Origin of the sequence: Planococcus kocurii, from assembly GCF_001465835.2 — a bacterium.
Classification (GTDB): Bacteria; Bacillota; Bacilli; order Bacillales_A; family Planococcaceae; genus Planococcus; species Planococcus kocurii.
The window spans coordinates 372,782-388,554 of sequence record NZ_CP013661.2 but is presented as its reverse complement, the minus strand read 5'-3'; the positions used below and the strand labels follow the sequence as shown (position 1 = coordinate 388,554).

Genomic DNA, 15,773 nt, shown 5'->3' with positions numbered 1-15,773 from the left:
AGCTACCTTTTTTTGTGTCTAGTGGCATGATCGCTAGTCATTTTGAGGGCCACATACTAAATGTGGGAGTGGATGGAATGAAAACGATCGTCATGAAATTTGGAGGAACTTCTGTCGCGACTCCAGAAAAAATTATCGGAGTTGCCAAACGAGCTATTCGTGAAAAACAAGCAGGCAAACGCGTAGTCATTGTTGTTTCGGCGATGGGTAAGACAACTGATACGTTGCTCGGATTAGCGGGAGAAATATCAGCGGAACCGCCAAAGCGAGAAATGGATATGTTACTGGCAACAGGTGAGCAAATTACGATTTCGTTATTGGCGATGGCTTTCAAGAAACTGGGTCATGAAGCTTTATCTTTTACTGGATGGCAGGCAGGAATTGAAACAGAATCCGTACCACGTAATGCACGCATCATTAAAATAAATACAGAACGTCTTGAACGTGTGTTGGAAAATGGTTATCTTTGTGTGGTTGCCGGTTTTCAAGGAGTGGATACAATTGGTAATATTACAACCCTTGGTCGCGGTGGATCGGATACGACTGCCGTTGCGCTTGCTGCAGCACTAAAAGCGGAAAAATGTGAGATTTATACAGATGTTAACGGTGTCTATACGTCAGATCCACGGTATGTAACAGGTGCACGCAAGTTACAACAAATTTCTTATGATGAAATGTTGGAACTTGCTAATCTCGGAGCGGGCGTACTACATCCGAGAGCGGTCGAATTCGCAAAAAACAATAACGTCCCATTATCTGTCAGAGCAAGTTATTCAGACGAGCCTGGCACAATCATACAAGAGGTGATCACTGTGGAGAAAAATTTAATCGTTAGAGGTGTGGCATTCGAACCAGGAATAGCGCGCGTAACTGTGAGTTACAAAAAGCCATTCAACGGATCTCTTGCTACTATTTTTACAAAGCTTGCTGAAAATCACATTGATGTGGATATTATTGTTCAAAGCATCAGTGATGAATTTCCACCGTCTGTCTCTTTTTCTATTAGCCAGGAAAGCCTTGAAGAAACACGCCGAGTTTTAACGGAAGCACAAGATGCCATTGGTTTTCTGACACTGAATGTAGAAGTCGGCTTATCGAAAGTGTCGATTGTAGGTTCAGGGATGGTATCGAATCCTGGAGTCGCAGCTCGGATGTTCGATATTTTAAGAAGCGAAGAAGTTCCGGTGAAGATGGTTAGTACCTCTGAAATAAAAATTTCAGTCGTTGTACCAGAAGTAGATATGAACAAATCAGCGAATGCTTTACATGCAGCGTACGGATTGGCTGCGGTAGAAGTCCACTCATAAATAATGAATTCTTTATGTGATAAAAGCTAGTGAAAAAATTCACAAAATGTTCAAATTCTCAATGCTAATATAGTAATGATGTCTACACAGTGGTTTGTACTAGAATAGTCGGAAGGAGCGATTCTCAATTAGAGAATCGCTCCTTTGCGGAATGCTGTTAAATCGATTCTATTTCGATACATTTCCTCTAGATAGAAGGTAATCGCCTGCGAAATCCATAAGCGCTATCGGTTTAAAGGAGTTATGTTGCCTTGACGCTCCTTGAGGGGGGGAGTACAATAAATATGTCATATTATTGTATCATGATGGTGCGTGGCTTCAGGTACAGTCATACGAAACGTCTGTCTTGGACGCTACCAATTAATGTTTTGAGGGGGGTAAAATTTTGGATAACAATCGTGAATTTTTTATGCGTAGGCTGCACTCATTGTTGGGAATTATTCCTATCGGTATATTCTTAACGCAGCACCTAATTGTCAACCATTTTGCTACACAGGGGGAAGAGGCATTCAACAAGGCATCTTACTTTTTGGCACATCTTCCATTCGTCATTTTCCTGGAGATCTTTGTCATTTACCTGCCGATTTTGTATCATGCGTTCTACGGCCTATACATAGCGTTTACTGCGAAGAACAATCCTGGGCATTATAGCTATATGCGCAATATGTTGTTTGTTGCACAGCGCTATACAGGAGTCTTCCTAGTAGTCTTTATCGCTTGGCACATCTTTGAAACAAGATTCCAAGTTGCAATCGGAGCAGCTGCTGAAGCTGACTTTAACATGATGGCAAACATCTTAGACAATCCTTGGATGATGGCATTCTACATTGTTGGTGTAGTGGCAGCAACTTTCCACTTTGCAAATGGACTTTGGTCGTTCCTTGTTACTTGGGGAATTACACAATCTGCAGCAGCACAAAAAAACGCAACTTATTTCACACTTCTAGTATTTATTGTGTTATCGGTTATTGGTATCAGAGCATTGTTTGCATTCGTTTAAGAATGTTTCAATCATTGGTGAACTAAAAGAGGAGTGAATACTAACATGGCGAAGGGCAAAATTACAATCGTCGGTGGTGGCCTTGCTGGCTTAATGGCAGCAATTAAAGTTGCAGAAGCAGGCTCTCCCGCTGATTTATTCTCAATCGTTCCAGTTAAGCGGTCCCACTCAGTATGTGCACAAGGCGGGATCAACGGAGCGGTTAATACAAAAGGTGAAGGGGATTCTCCAGACATCCACTTTGATGATACCGTTTACGGTGGAGACTTCCTAGCGAACCAGCGTCCCGTGAAAGCAATGGCAGATGCGGCACCTGGAATTATTCGCATGTTCGATCGGATGGGCGTTATGTTTAACCGTACGCCAGAAGGTCTATTGGACTTCCGTCGTTTTGGTGGAACAATGTACCACAGAACAGCGTTTGCTGGTGCTACAACGGGTCAACAACTATTATATGCACTAGATGAGCAAGTTCGTCGCTATGAAGTGGCTGGACTGATCACGAAATATGAAGGTTGGGAATTCCTCGGTCTTGTTCTTGATGAGCAAGGCGTTGGTAAAGGGATCACAGCTCAAAACATGACGACCATGGAAATTAAATCGTTCCGTGCGGATGCTGTTATTATGGCAACTGGCGGACCGGGAATTATTTTTGGGAAATCGACGAACTCTGTTATTAATACAGGTTCAGCGGCTTCTATCGTTTATCAACAAGGAGCTTATTACGCAAACGGCGAATTTATCCAAATTCACCCTACAGCTATTCCAGGAGACGATAAACTGCGCTTAATGTCAGAATCGGCTCGTGGAGAAGGTGGACGTATTTGGACTTACAAAGACGGCAAGCCTTGGTATTTCCTTGAAGAAAAGTATCCAGCATACGGAAACCTAGTACCGCGTGATATTGCAACGCGTGAAATTTTTGATGTGTGTGTCAACCAAAAACTCGGCATTAATGGCGAGAATATGGTGTACTTGGATCTTTCTCATAAAGACCCGAAAGAGCTTGACATCAAGTTGGGCGGAATCATCGAAATCTATGAGAAATTCACAGGTGATGATCCTCGTAAAGTACCGATGAAAATTTTCCCAGCTGTTCATTACTCAATGGGCGGACTATGGGTAGATGATCATCAAATGACAAGCATTCCGGGCGTTTTAGCAGCAGGCGAATGTGATTATTCTCAGCATGGGGGTAACCGTTTAGGTGCGAACTCCTTGCTGTCAGCGATTTATGGTGGTATGGTCGCAGGACCGAATGCTATTGAATACGTAAATGGCTTGGCGGTTCTTGCGGAAGACCTTCCTTCAGTGATCTATGATCAGCATGAAGCTGAGGAGCAACGCAAATGGGAAGAAATTTTGGCATTGAATGGTACAGAAAATGCTTACGTTCTGCACAAAGAATTAGGCGAGTGGATGACAGATAACGTAACCGTTGTGCGCTATAATGATCGTTTACAGAAGACGGATGAGAAAATCCAAGAACTTCTTGAACGTTTCAATCAGATTAGCATTACAGATACGCAACTTTGGAGTAACCAAGGCGCAATGTTTACACGTCAATTGCGCAATATGCTTCATTTAGCTCGAGCAATCACAATCGGAGCGCTTATGCGCAACGAAAGTCGCGGAGCTCATTACAAACCGGATTTCCCGGAACGTAATGACGAGGAATTCTTGAAAACAACGATGGCTAAATTTAATGGCTTTGATGCACCAATCTTCCATTATGAAGAAGTTGACACATCGTTGATTCCACCGCGTAAACGTGATTATTCAGCAAAAGCATAATTATGAAGGGAGCTAATTTACCATGGGTGAAGCAGCAAAAACGGTAATATTTGAAATCGAACGCAGAAACTCTACGGATGAAGATTCGTATTGGGAAAAGTTCGAATTGCCATATAAGATGAACATGAATGTCATTTCGGCATTGATGGAAATTCGTCGTAACCCTGTCAACATGGAAGGGAAAAAAACCACTCCTGTAAACTGGGACATGAACTGTCTAGAAGAGGTTTGTGGCGCATGTTCAATGGTTATCAATGGCAAAGCACGTCAATCGTGTACGGCTTTGATTGATCAGTTAGAACAGCCAATCCGTCTTCAACCGATGAAAACATTCCCTGTTGTTCGTGACCTTGTCATTGACCGCAGTCGGATGTTCGATTCGTTGAAGAAAGTTAAAGCATGGGTGCCAATCGATGGTACACATGACCTTGGAGATGGACCACGTATGCCTGAGCGTAAGCGTCAATGGGCTTACGAACTATCTAAATGTATGACTTGCGGCGTATGTCTTGAAGCATGCCCGAACGTTAATGATAAATCCGATTTTATCGGAGCTGCACCACTGTCACAAGTTCGCTTGATGAACGCGCATCCAACAGGCTCTATGAACCGCGATGCTCGCTTGAATGCGATCATGGGTGAAGGTGGATTGGCAGGATGTGGTAACTCTCAAAACTGTGTGGAGTCTTGTCCAAAAGGAATTCCATTGACAACTTCAATCGCAGCACTAAACCGCGACACAACTGTACAAATGTTCCGTAACTTCTTCGGAAGCGACAGAATGGTTGACTAGTATTTAGTAAAAACCCCGCTACGGCGGGGTTTTTAATTTGTCTTTTTTAATAGACCTGCCTTTCCATAAAAAATTTGGTATACTAATAAAATGAAACAGACAAGTAGATTTTGACTAGAGTGAGTGGTAGTAAAAAACGCTCCAGGCTGAACCCGTTAACAGGCTCATACAAGAGCGATGATCCTCGTGCTATTCAGTGCGTGGAAAAAATGTTCAAGTCATCAAATTATTTAGTGGAGGTTACTTATGACAGCGAATTACATTGGAAATTTGGAGGAGTGGAAGCAGGAATTTATCTTTTCTGCTCCGGTTCAAGTTCGTTTTTCTGAAACTGATATGTTTGGGCATGTTAATAACACCGTGCCGATTGCTTATTTTGAATTTGCCCGAATCGAATTTATGAAAGAAATGGGATTGATGCAGCGCTGGTTAAAAACGGGCAACGAGTTGTTTCCCGTCGTAGCAGATATGCAAGTAGATTTTGTCCAACAAGTATTCTTTGATGAAAAGTTAAAAGTTTACGTCAAAATAGCGCGCATCGGAACTTCTTCTGTCGACGTTCATTACTGGACTGTCAACGAAAAAGAGGAAACTTGTTTTACGGGAAGAGGAGCCATTGTCCAAATATCGAAACACACGGGAAAAGGTCACCCTTGGTCAGACCAAGAGATTGAAATGCTTCAGAGCAAGCAATTGATCAGTGCAAAAAAATAAGGAGCTCTTGCTATATCAATAAAAAACCGTCACTATAGAAATAAGATAGGTTTTTCAAGGAGTGGGATTGATTAATGAATGAAGACAAGCAAAGCGTCAATCATGAATTGGAGCGCATCGCGTTCATGGAAAAAGAGCTACGTTATATTTCGGGGATTATTAAGCAAAAAGGTCGGGAGATTTTAAATTCCTATACGATCACCCCTCCTCAATTTGTCGCATTGCAGTGGCTATTTGAGCATGGGGATATGACCATTGGAGATTTATCGAATAAGATGTATTTAGCGTTCAGCACGACGACGGATTTAGTTGACCGTATGGAGAAAAATGAACTGGTTGTCCGTATTCGCGAAGAACAGGATCGTCGCGTTGTTCGTATAAAATTGTTAAAAGAAGGCGAACGCGTCATTGAAGAAGTGATTCAAAAACGCCAGGAATACTTGAAAACCGTATTAGAGAATTTTACTCAAGACGAGGCTGTGAAATTTGCGGCGTTACTTGAAAAATTGCATACCAACATGAAATAGGATAGAGGCGATGAGTGTGAATGCGCCAATCGGAGTAATCGATTCAGGAGTCGGTGGACTTACCGTCGCAAAAGAGATAATGAAACTTTTGCCGAATGAGCAAATTTATTATATTGGGGATAATGCGCGATGCCCTTATGGTCCGCGTCCGCTGTCGGAAGTACGGACGTATACGTGGCAAATGGCCGATGCGCTGATGAAGAAAAATATTAAAATGTTAGTTATCGCCTGCAATACGGCAACTGCAGCAGCGCTGTACTCTTTGCAGAAGAATTTGCCAATTCCTGTAATTGGTGTTATTTTTCCAGGGGCTCGTGCTGCCATTAAATCTTCAACAACTAAAAAAATTGCCGTTTTAGGCACGTTAGGAACAGTGCAAAGCGGAGCTTATGAAAAAGCAATTTTATCATTAGTTTCTTCTGCACACGTCGTACAACTTGCTTGTCCACGTTTTGTTCCTTTAGTAGAAAGTGATGAATACGAAGGTGAGTTTGCTCATCGAATTGTTCAAGATACATTAGCATCTATTGCCTATGAAGAGTTTGATACGGCAATTTTAGGATGTACGCATTATCCACTGTTACAAGGTTTTATTGAGGAAGTTCTTGGAGATACGGTGAACGTTTTGTCGTCAGCAGAAGAAACGGCCAAAGACGTCGAGCGATACTTGAGCTATAAACAGCAGTTTGCAAATTGGAACAAGCCGCCGGTGCATCGCTTTTATACATCGGGATCTACTCAGATTTTTGGCTCCATTATTCATAAATGGTTAGGCATTGAAAGACCCATGATCTATTCGATTCGATTTCCCAAAACCTGATAGCAGATGCTGTCAGGTTTTTGTCGTTATCAGCGAAATATGGTAAGCTATTTGAGCATATACAAGGAGGATTTTTATGACACGCATAGATAATAGACAAACTAACGAGTTGCGTCCTGTTTCAGTGGACGTAGACTATTTGATTCACCCAGAAGGTTCGGTATTAATCACGGTGGGACAGACGAAAGTAATCTGTACAGCGACGATTGAAGACAAAGTTCCAGGATTCTTGAGAGGTCAAGGCAAGGGCTGGATAACAGCAGAATATTCCATGTTGCCACGTGCAACGAACAGCCGAAACCGTCGTGAGGCTTCAGCTGGGAAAATTGGTGGACGGACAATGGAAATTCAGCGACTGATTGGTCGTGCATTGCGAGCTGTTGTGGATCTTGAGAAGCTAGGTGAGCGTACATTGTGGATCGATTGCGACGTAATCCAAGCAGATGGTGGAACGCGTACAGCATCGATTACAGGGGCATTTATCGCTATGACGATGGCTATTAGTAAGCTAGAGCTTCCGGCATTTCCAGTAACGGACTTTCTTGCTGCAACAAGTGTCGGCGTTACAGCTGAAAACGGATCCATTCTTGACTTGAATTACGTTGAGGATTCTAGCGCTGAAGTTGATATGAACCTAGTTATGACAGGGGCAGGTCATTTCGTGGAATTGCAAGGAACGGGAGAGGAGTCTACGTTTACACGTGCTCAACTCAACGAATTGCTGGACCTTGGAGAAGCAGGAATCCATCAATTGATTGCGATGCAGCGTAGCGCGCTAGGCGATATTGCTGCTCGTATTGGAGAAAAGGTCGTTGTGGAACAATGAAAAAAATTGTAATTGCAACTCAAAACAAAGGCAAAGCTAAAGATTTTGAAGCGTTGCTTGCCCCTCTTGGGTATAAAGTGTTGACTCTACTAGACGTAGCACAAGACCTGGATGTAGAAGAAACGGGTGTCACTTTTGAAGAAAACGCCATCTTAAAAGCAGAAGCCGTTTCGAAAGTATTAGGTATTCCTGTTATTTCCGATGATAGCGGATTAGAAATTGATGCATTGAACGGTGAACCAGGTGTCTATTCAGCACGCTATGCGGGTGCTGCTAAGAGCGATAGCGCAAATATTGATAAAGTGCTTGAGAAAATGTCTGGCGTGCCTGAAAACGGACGTACAGCACGTTTTCGTTGTGTCCTAGCGGTAGCAGCGCCTAACGAGAAGACTGAAACATTTTCGGGCTCTTGTGAAGGAATTATTCTTAGTACGCCTCAAGGCAATAATGGTTTTGGCTACGATCCCATTTTTTACGTTCCTGCACAAAGCAAAGCGATGGCTGAATTGTTGCCTCACGAAAAGGCTGCAATTTCCCATCGCGGCAATGCCTTGCGCGAGTTACAACAGCGCATGCCTAAGTGGTTAAATGAAGAAAAACAAAGCTGAATTCATTTATTTTAATGTTTTTTTAAAATAGCATTGACTTTTCTTCAAATCATTTCTATAATTAAAATTGTCTTTCAATAGAAAAGCAAAGCCGCAAGCGAAATCTTGTGCCACCGTCTAGTCTCTAAGAAAGCTTTCGTCTCAGTAGCTCAGCTGGATAGAGCAACGCCCTTCTAAGGCGTCGGTCGGGGGTTCGAATCCCTCCTGGGACATTATAGGAATGTACATAATTCGAACAAAACCTCCACATCGTTTATTAAACGGTGTGGAGGTTTTGTGTGTAGAAAAAGTATTAAGGACGCTCAACATGTCTGTTTGTAGGTCTATTTCCGACTCGAATAAATCTAATTTACAGAAAAAAAGTGAGAAATTAAGAATATGATACAATTGTATTCAACTATTTATCAATAATAAGGAGTGGCGAAAGTTTATGGAAACCAAAAGGCGTATTCGCCCCGAATTGGAAGGTTTGCGTACAATTGCGGCGATACTAGTAGCCATTTATCATATATGGTTTAATCGAGTTTCAGGTGGCGTAGATGTCTTTTTTGTTGTATCGGGATTTTTGATCACAACATCTTTATTGTCTATGTACCGGAAAAATGGCAAAGTATTGTACTTTTCTTATATTGTCAAACTGATGAAACGATTGTTGCCTACAGCTTGGCTAATTAGCATTACAACTTTAATTGCGGGTCTATACATATTGCCAGTGTTTACAAAGCAGCAAACACTTAACGAATTTTTAGCTTCGGCGTTTTATTTTCAGAATTGGCGGCTTGCCATCGATTCTGTAGATTATTTGGCTCAGAACAACAGTGCTTCTCCGTTTCAGCATTTTTGGGCGTTGAGCATTCAATTTCAGTTTTACTTAGTTTGGTTATTGCTGTTTTTTGTGGCGATTACTTTATTAAGACTTTTCTCAAGCAATCACATTAAACGTATGCTGATCATCGTGATTTCGGTAGTTGCGATCGCATCTTTCGGCTATTCTGTTTACTTAACGATTGTCAATCAGCCAGTTGCTTATTACCATACCTTCACACGTGTATGGGAATTTGGAGTGGGTGGAATCCTTGCGTTAACCATTCATAAAATAGTGATTTCCTCACGTCTTTCCTGGGTTTTAGGGTGGATGGGGTTAATCGGATTGATTAGCTGCGGTATCGTCTTGCAAGTATCCCAGCTGTTCCCAGGTTACGCTGCATTATGGCCAGTGTTATCCGCTGTCCTGATTATCGTTGCTGGGAATTATTCGACCCATTTCAGTGCTTTCCAATTGCTCAGCTGGAAGCCTTTAGTGAAATTCGGAAGTATTTCGTACGCGTTTTATTTGTGGCATTGGCCGCTCCTGATTTTCTATTATGCTTTGTTCGAGGTCGAAACCGTGTCACTTATAGGTGGATTGCTCATCATGACCGTCGCCGCGATTTTTGCTTATGTGACAATTTACGGCTTCGAAGTACCTGTTCGAAACATCCAACTGTCCCTTTGGAAAACAGCAAGTATCATTTTTGTTTTCTCAGGAGCTATATGGCTTTCAACATTTATCTACCAAGAAAGCTCTTTGGCATTACCTGTCGCTGACTCAGAAACATTAAGTGAGAGAATCAACGATCATCCAGGAGCAGCCGTTTATTTGGAGGATGGTCGCTTAACACCTCTAGCTGAATTTGATGAGCCGTTCATTCCGAGACTTGAAGTTGCAGAACAAGACCGGTCGGTTATTTACGAAGAGCGTTGCATGGTAGGGAAAGTCACTACCGCAGCAAAGGTTTGTGAATATGGGGAGCTCATAGATTACGATTACACCATCGCTTTGGTCGGTGGATCCCATTCAGCCCACTGGCAACCAATGCTTGAAGAGTTGGCTAAAACGCATAACTTGAAAATTGTCACTTATCTCAAGAGCAGTTGTCGGTTTACAGAAGAGGACGTGCCCGGTTCTCCAGAATGTGCCGAGTGGTTCACAAACGTGAAAACAAAAATTGCGAAAGATACACCCGACCTTATTTTCACTGTGGGAAATGTAGGCAGCCAACAAGAGGAGTTTGACGAAGTTTCAGACGGCTTTATCGAAGCTTGGAAGTATTTTGAGAAACAAGACATTCCTTTATTTTTGGTGCGCGACACTCCTTGGTATAAACAACATGTTTTAACCTGCCTCAGTCAGAACGCAGATGAACCAGAACAGTGTAAAGCAAAACAAGAAGAAATTGTTAGAGACGTCAACCCGATAACTCAAGCTGATTATATGCCGGAAACTGCTACAACCATTGATTTGACGGATTATTTCTGCGACGGTGAGTATTGTCATTACGTCGTCGGAAATGTTATTACTCATTTTGATGCCAATCACTTAACGGCTACGTTTTCTCGAAGTTTTGCGCCTGTGTTTGAAAAACCAATTCTCGAAGCGTTAGAAAAGTAATGTAGAAACGTTCATAAGCTACTAGCCTGTAAGAGGCTGGTAGCTTATTTTTCTTTGGTTGAAAAACTACTGTACGAGCAGGCAGCGGAAACAAATAGTTAGCGAACAGAAGACCAAGCTGAGAGAGAGGATGGAAAGGATTTGTTTGCTTTTCTATTGTTCCTACTAGTTCCTACATGACGATTAATGAAACCAAACAGTAGTTAATGCGTAGTAATGCTAAGGAGGTGTTTCTGTGCCGACGTGTAAACACTGCAAAAACCAATGGACTTGGAAGCAATCAATGAAGGCATCATGGAAAATGAGTAGCTCGATGCGTTGCCCGTACTGTCTAAGTGACCAATACGCCACTGCAAAATCAAGGCGACGTACGATGATACTAAATTGGGTGGTTTTATTGCCTTTGCCATTGTCTACACTTATGGATCTTTCGTTAACTTCTTCACTTCTTATGATGGTCGGATTGTTCGCTAGTGCTTTACTACTGATTCCCAAGTTGCTAGAGTTGAGCAATGAACATGAAGTTTTTTGGTGAAGTTAGATTGCCCGAGCAATGCTGAGGTTTTTATTTTCTGCGTAAAGGGAATATGATATGATGATGAAACACAAAAGAGGTGGTACTGTGCGAAAGAAATACCGGGAATTGAAACGCAAAGGAAATGTCATTGTTTTTCCGACAACCGTCAATCGGTTATTGTCAGAGGGTATGACGTTCCTAAAAGAAGAACAATACGAAGATGCTCGAGATAGCCTCTACCAGGTGCTGTCTTATGAACCTGATCATGCAGCCGCTTTAGGTGGTTATGCATATTGTCTCTATGAACTTGGAGAGTTTGTAGAAGCTTTAGAAGTGTGTAGAGAACTGTTGCAAATCGGTCCGATCCATTACTTGGAGACGATGGAGCTATACATAAGCATTTTAATGCAAGTCCGTGAATTTGAAGAAGCAGAAAAAATGATTGAAGTCTTAATAGAAGAAAAAGTTTTACCTGAAGAGCGACTTGAGCAGTTTCACCAATTGCGTGAATTGAATGAGCGGATTGCTGCGAATGTAGCGACTGAGAAAGTAGATGCATCGCTTTATGCCATTGAAAACTTTTTGGTGTTGCATCCTTCTGAGCAAGAACAGTTGATTTTAGCTTTGCCGACCACGTCCTACCAGGCGTTAAAGAAAAAATTGCTAGCGATCATCGAGCACCCGGAAGCCGATTTATTGACGAAGACATACATATTATTTATGCTATTTCAAGAAAAAATTGAAGCACAAGTAAAAGTTCAAAAATTCCATTACACAGGCGTATTTAAAACCGAGAGTTTGCCCGATCCATTGAATAACAAGCGTATTAGGCAAATGACGAATCTCTTAGAAGATTCTTTGGCAAAAAATCCGACGCGACTTGAATTGGTTAAAGAATTATTCGAACGTCATATCTATCTCTTGTATCCATTCGTTTGGGATGATTTTAAGGTGGAAGAAGTTGTACAGGCGTATATGGATTATACAGAAGGTTTGTTCAATGGAAAGACGTCATTTAATGAAGATGAAAAGCTACTGGAACTGATTCAGCAAGCTGAACTGTGGTTTGAGATGCGTAATGGGTAGAAATAGTTGAACCTGACAGCATGTGTGCTATAATATGTAGGTTGTCAAAATTCGTATAAAACGTAAAATGACTTTTTAGAAAATGTTTGGAGGGCTTATAATATGTCAGCAAAATGGGAAAAACAAGAAGGTAACACAGGAGTATTAACAGTTGAGGTTCCTGCAGAAGAAGTAAACGCCGGTCTTGATAAAGCGTTTAAGAAAGTTGTTAAAGAAATCAACGTACCAGGATTCCGTAAAGGGAAAATGCCTCGTCAAATGTTCGAAAAACGTTTCGGTGCAGAATCACTTTACCAAGATGCATTAGACTTCATCTTACCGGACGCCTATGCAAATGCAGTTGAAGAAGCAGGAATCAATCCAGTTGACCGTCCTGAAATCGACATCGAAACAATCGAAAAAAACCAGCCGCTAGTGTTTACAGCTAAAGTAGTTGTAAAGCCGATTGCTGAGCTTGGTGAATACAAAGGTCTTGAAGTATCAAAACCTGATACAGAAGTAACGGATGAAGATATCGAAAACCAATTGAAAGAAAACCAAGAACGTTTAGCTGAGTTGACTGTTAAAGAAGACGAAGCGATCGTTGAAGGCGATACAGCTGTAATCGACTTTGAAGGATTCGTTGACGGAGAAGTATTTGAAGGCGGACAAGGAAATGATTATTCTCTTGAAATCGGTTCAAACTCATTCATCCCAGGATTCGAAGAACAATTGGTAGGCGTGAAATCTGGAGAAGAAAAAGACGTTGAAGTTACTTTCCCAGAAGAATACCATGCTGCTGAGCTTGCAGGAAAAGCTGCAACGTTCAAAGTTAAAGTAAGTGAAGTTAAAGGAAAAGAACTTCCTGAACTTAACGACGAACTAGCTAAAGAAATCGATCCTGAAGTTGAAAGCCTAGAAGCACTTCGCACAAAAATGAAAGAAAGCTTAGTTGCTGAGAAAAAATCAGCTGCTGATGCAAAACTTCGTGACGAATTGGTTCAAAAAGCTGCTGAAAACGCAACAATTGATATTCCTCATGCAATGATCCATTCAGAAATGGACCGTATGATGAGTGATTTCGAACAGCGTTTGACTCAGCAAGGCATGAACCTTGAATTGTACTTCCAATTCTCAGGTCAAGACGAAGCTGCACTTCGTGAGCAAATGCACGGTGATGCTGAAACACGCGTACGCGTTTCATTAACACTTGAAGCAATTGCTGAAGCTGAAAACATGAAAGTTACTTCAGAAGATATCGATAAAGAGCTTGAAAAAATGGCTGGTCAATTCAACATGGACATTGAGCAGATCAAAACAGCTTTAGGTGGAACTGAAATGCTTGAAAATGATATCCGCATGCAAAACACAGTGGAGTTCCTAGTGGACAACGCAAAAATTTCTGAATAACACATAAGTAAAACATAAGTAATAAGAAAAACAAGGTGCGGAGACGCACCTTGTTTTCCACTACATAGAACACCGATTTCACAGAGATGAATCCGCTGAATTGACGATAGATCCAATTAGTTGCTACAATTACGATAATCTTGTAAGATAATGGCTTGAATAGGGGTGAATACATTGTTCAAATTCAATGACGAAAAAGAGCATTTAAAATGTTCGTTTTGTGGCAAACCACAAGAGCAGGTTCGTAAACTGGTCGCGGGACCAGGTGTTTATATTTGTGACGAATGTATTGAGCTTTGTACGGAAATCGTAGAAGAAGAGCTTGGTACAGATGAAGAAGTAGAATTCAAAGAAGTGCCTAAGCCAAAAGAAATCTTAGACATTTTGAATGGCTACGTAATTGGCCAAGAAAAAGCCAAAAAATCACTAGCTGTAGCGGTTTATAATCACTACAAACGTGTGAACTCTAATAGCAAGATTGATGATGTTGAATTATCGAAATCCAATATTGTTTTAATCGGACCAACAGGAAGCGGTAAAACGTTACTGGCACAAACGTTAGCGCGTATTCTAAATGTACCGTTTGCAATTGCAGACGCCACTTCATTAACAGAAGCAGGTTATGTCGGTGAAGACGTGGAAAACATTCTTTTGAAGCTAATTCAGGCTGCAGATTATGATGTTGAACGCGCAGAAAAAGGAATCATTTATATCGATGAGATCGATAAAGTGGCACGTAAATCTGAAAATGCATCGATCACACGTGATGTATCGGGTGAAGGCGTGCAGCAGGCCCTTCTGAAAATTTTAGAAGGCACAACTGCAAGCGTACCTCCACAAGGCGGACGTAAGCATCCTCATCAAGAATTTATCCAAATCGATACGACGAATGTATTGTTCATCGTAGGTGGTGCATTTGACGGAGTCGATCAAATTATTAAACGCCGTCTTGGCAATAAAATCATCGGTTTTGGTGCAGATCCGAACAAAGAGGAAATGGATGAGAAATCATTGCTTAGTCAATTGATTCCTGAAGATTTGTTGAAGTTCGGTTTGATTCCTGAATTTATCGGTCGTTTGCCTGTATTGGCAAGCCTTGAACAATTGGATGAAAAAGCGCTAGTCCAAATTTTAACTGAGCCTAAAAATGCATTGATCAAGCAATACCAAAAAATGATGGAGCTTGATGGCGTCAAATTAACGTTTGAGCCTGAAGCACTTGTTGAAATTGCGAAACTTGCAATTGAGCGCAAAACCGGTGCACGTGGACTACGCTCAATTATCGAAAACACGATGCTTGAAGTCATGTTCGACTTGCCTTCACGTGAAGACATTGTTGAATGCATCATTACAAAAGAAACTGTTGCGGACAGCGTGCAACCTAAACTTATCTTAGAAGATGGTTCAGAGTACGTTAACGACAACGATGAGAAAACATCCGCATAATGAGTGGAACTCCACACAGTGCGCAAACTTGCTGAGTGGTGGATAGACCAATCAAAAGGATGATACGGGCTGACTCTGATCGTGCGAATCCGCGCGTTCTGAGTTAGCCTGTTTTTTATTAGAAAAGCGAAAGTGACCGTTTAGCTCCGACAGGCATAAGACGATCTGACGAAGCGGCGTTCTTTGCCGCACAGGCAGAGTGGCTTATGACCCGAGGAGCTGGTCACTTGAGCTGGACAAAGAAAAGCGAAAGTGACCGTTTAGCTCCGACAGGCATAAGACGATCTGGCGAAGCGGCGTTCTTTGCCGCACAGGCAGAGTGGCTTATGACCCGAGGAGCTGGTCACTTGAGCTGGACAAAGAAAAGCGAAAGTGACCGTTTAGCTCCGACAGGCATAAGACGATCTGGTGAAGCGGCGTTCTTTGCCGCACAGGCAGAGTGGCTTATGACCCAAGGAGCCTAAGTGGAGCTAGACAACAACGATAGCAGCTATCAGGTTAGGTGTTATCCACTC

15 protein-coding genes and 1 tRNA gene are annotated in these 15,773 nt (G+C 41.9%); all 16 read left to right on the top strand.

The window, feature by feature from the left end:
• The first annotated feature begins 77 nt into the window (after positions 1–77).
• A complete protein-coding gene (locus AUO94_RS01955) occupies positions 78–1,307 on the top strand; it encodes an aspartate kinase (RefSeq protein WP_058385679.1) in 1,230 nt (409 codons plus the stop codon).
• A 385-nt stretch (positions 1,308–1,692) separates the two neighbouring features.
• Positions 1,693–2,307, top strand: coding sequence for a succinate dehydrogenase cytochrome b558 subunit (locus tag AUO94_RS01950; protein ID WP_058385678.1), 615 nt, complete (start codon positions 1,693–1,695; stop codon positions 2,305–2,307).
• Positions 2,308–2,352: 45 nt separating this feature from the next.
• Positions 2,353–4,101 carry a succinate dehydrogenase flavoprotein subunit gene (gene sdhA / locus AUO94_RS01945; protein ID WP_058385677.1) on the top strand — a complete coding sequence of 583 codons (1,749 nt, stop codon included), beginning with the start codon at positions 2,353–2,355 and terminating at the stop codon, positions 4,099–4,101.
• Between the two features lie 22 nt (positions 4,102–4,123).
• Positions 4,124–4,894: a succinate dehydrogenase iron-sulfur subunit gene (gene sdhB, locus AUO94_RS01940; RefSeq protein WP_058385676.1), complete on the top strand. Its 771-nt coding sequence runs from the start codon at positions 4,124–4,126 to the stop codon at positions 4,892–4,894.
• A 246-nt stretch (positions 4,895–5,140) separates the two neighbouring features.
• Positions 5,141–5,608, top strand: a complete 468-nt coding sequence (locus AUO94_RS01935) for an acyl-CoA thioesterase (RefSeq protein WP_058385675.1) — start codon at positions 5,141–5,143, stop codon at positions 5,606–5,608.
• A 74-nt stretch (positions 5,609–5,682) separates the two neighbouring features.
• A complete protein-coding gene (locus AUO94_RS01930; RefSeq protein ID WP_058385674.1) occupies positions 5,683–6,135 on the top strand; it encodes a MarR family winged helix-turn-helix transcriptional regulator in 453 nt (150 codons plus the stop codon).
• 16 nt (positions 6,136–6,151) lie between these two features.
• Positions 6,152–6,955, top strand: coding sequence for a glutamate racemase (gene racE / locus AUO94_RS01925; protein ID WP_058385673.1), 804 nt, complete (start codon positions 6,152–6,154; stop codon positions 6,953–6,955).
• 76 nt (positions 6,956–7,031) lie between these two features.
• Positions 7,032–7,781 (top strand): ribonuclease PH, encoded by a 750-nt coding sequence (gene rph, locus AUO94_RS01920; RefSeq protein WP_058385672.1) that lies wholly within the window; start codon positions 7,032–7,034, stop codon positions 7,779–7,781.
• The gene (locus AUO94_RS01915; protein WP_058385671.1) at positions 7,778–8,389 is read left to right on the top strand and encodes an XTP/dITP diphosphatase; all 612 of its coding nucleotides are present in this window, start codon (positions 7,778–7,780) and stop codon (positions 8,387–8,389) included. The genes rph and AUO94_RS01915 overlap by 4 nt, the downstream gene beginning before the upstream one ends.
• 138 nt (positions 8,390–8,527) lie before the next feature.
• Positions 8,528–8,601, top strand: a tRNA-Arg gene (locus tag AUO94_RS01910).
• Positions 8,602–8,819: 218 nt separating this feature from the next.
• Positions 8,820–10,820, top strand: coding sequence for an acyltransferase family protein (locus tag AUO94_RS01905; RefSeq protein ID WP_058385670.1), 2,001 nt, complete (start codon positions 8,820–8,822; stop codon positions 10,818–10,820).
• A gap of 235 nt (positions 10,821–11,055) precedes the next feature.
• Positions 11,056–11,355, top strand: a complete 300-nt coding sequence (locus AUO94_RS01900; protein WP_058385669.1) for a TIGR04104 family putative zinc finger protein — start codon at positions 11,056–11,058, stop codon at positions 11,353–11,355.
• A 57-nt stretch (positions 11,356–11,412) separates the two neighbouring features.
• Positions 11,413–12,423 (top strand): tetratricopeptide repeat protein, encoded by a 1,011-nt coding sequence (locus tag AUO94_RS01895; protein ID WP_237150166.1) that lies wholly within the window; start codon positions 11,413–11,415, stop codon positions 12,421–12,423.
• Between the two features lie 102 nt (positions 12,424–12,525).
• Positions 12,526–13,812, top strand: a complete 1,287-nt coding sequence (gene tig / locus AUO94_RS01890; protein ID WP_058385668.1) for a trigger factor — start codon at positions 12,526–12,528, stop codon at positions 13,810–13,812.
• 174 nt (positions 13,813–13,986) lie between these two features.
• A complete protein-coding gene (gene clpX, locus AUO94_RS01885; RefSeq protein WP_058385667.1) occupies positions 13,987–15,258 on the top strand; it encodes an ATP-dependent protease ATP-binding subunit ClpX in 1,272 nt (423 codons plus the stop codon).
• A gap of 227 nt (positions 15,259–15,485) precedes the next feature.
• Positions 15,486–15,722: a hypothetical protein gene (locus AUO94_RS01880; protein WP_058385666.1), complete on the top strand. Its 237-nt coding sequence runs from the start codon at positions 15,486–15,488 to the stop codon at positions 15,720–15,722.
• Positions 15,723–15,773 lie beyond the last annotated feature (51 nt).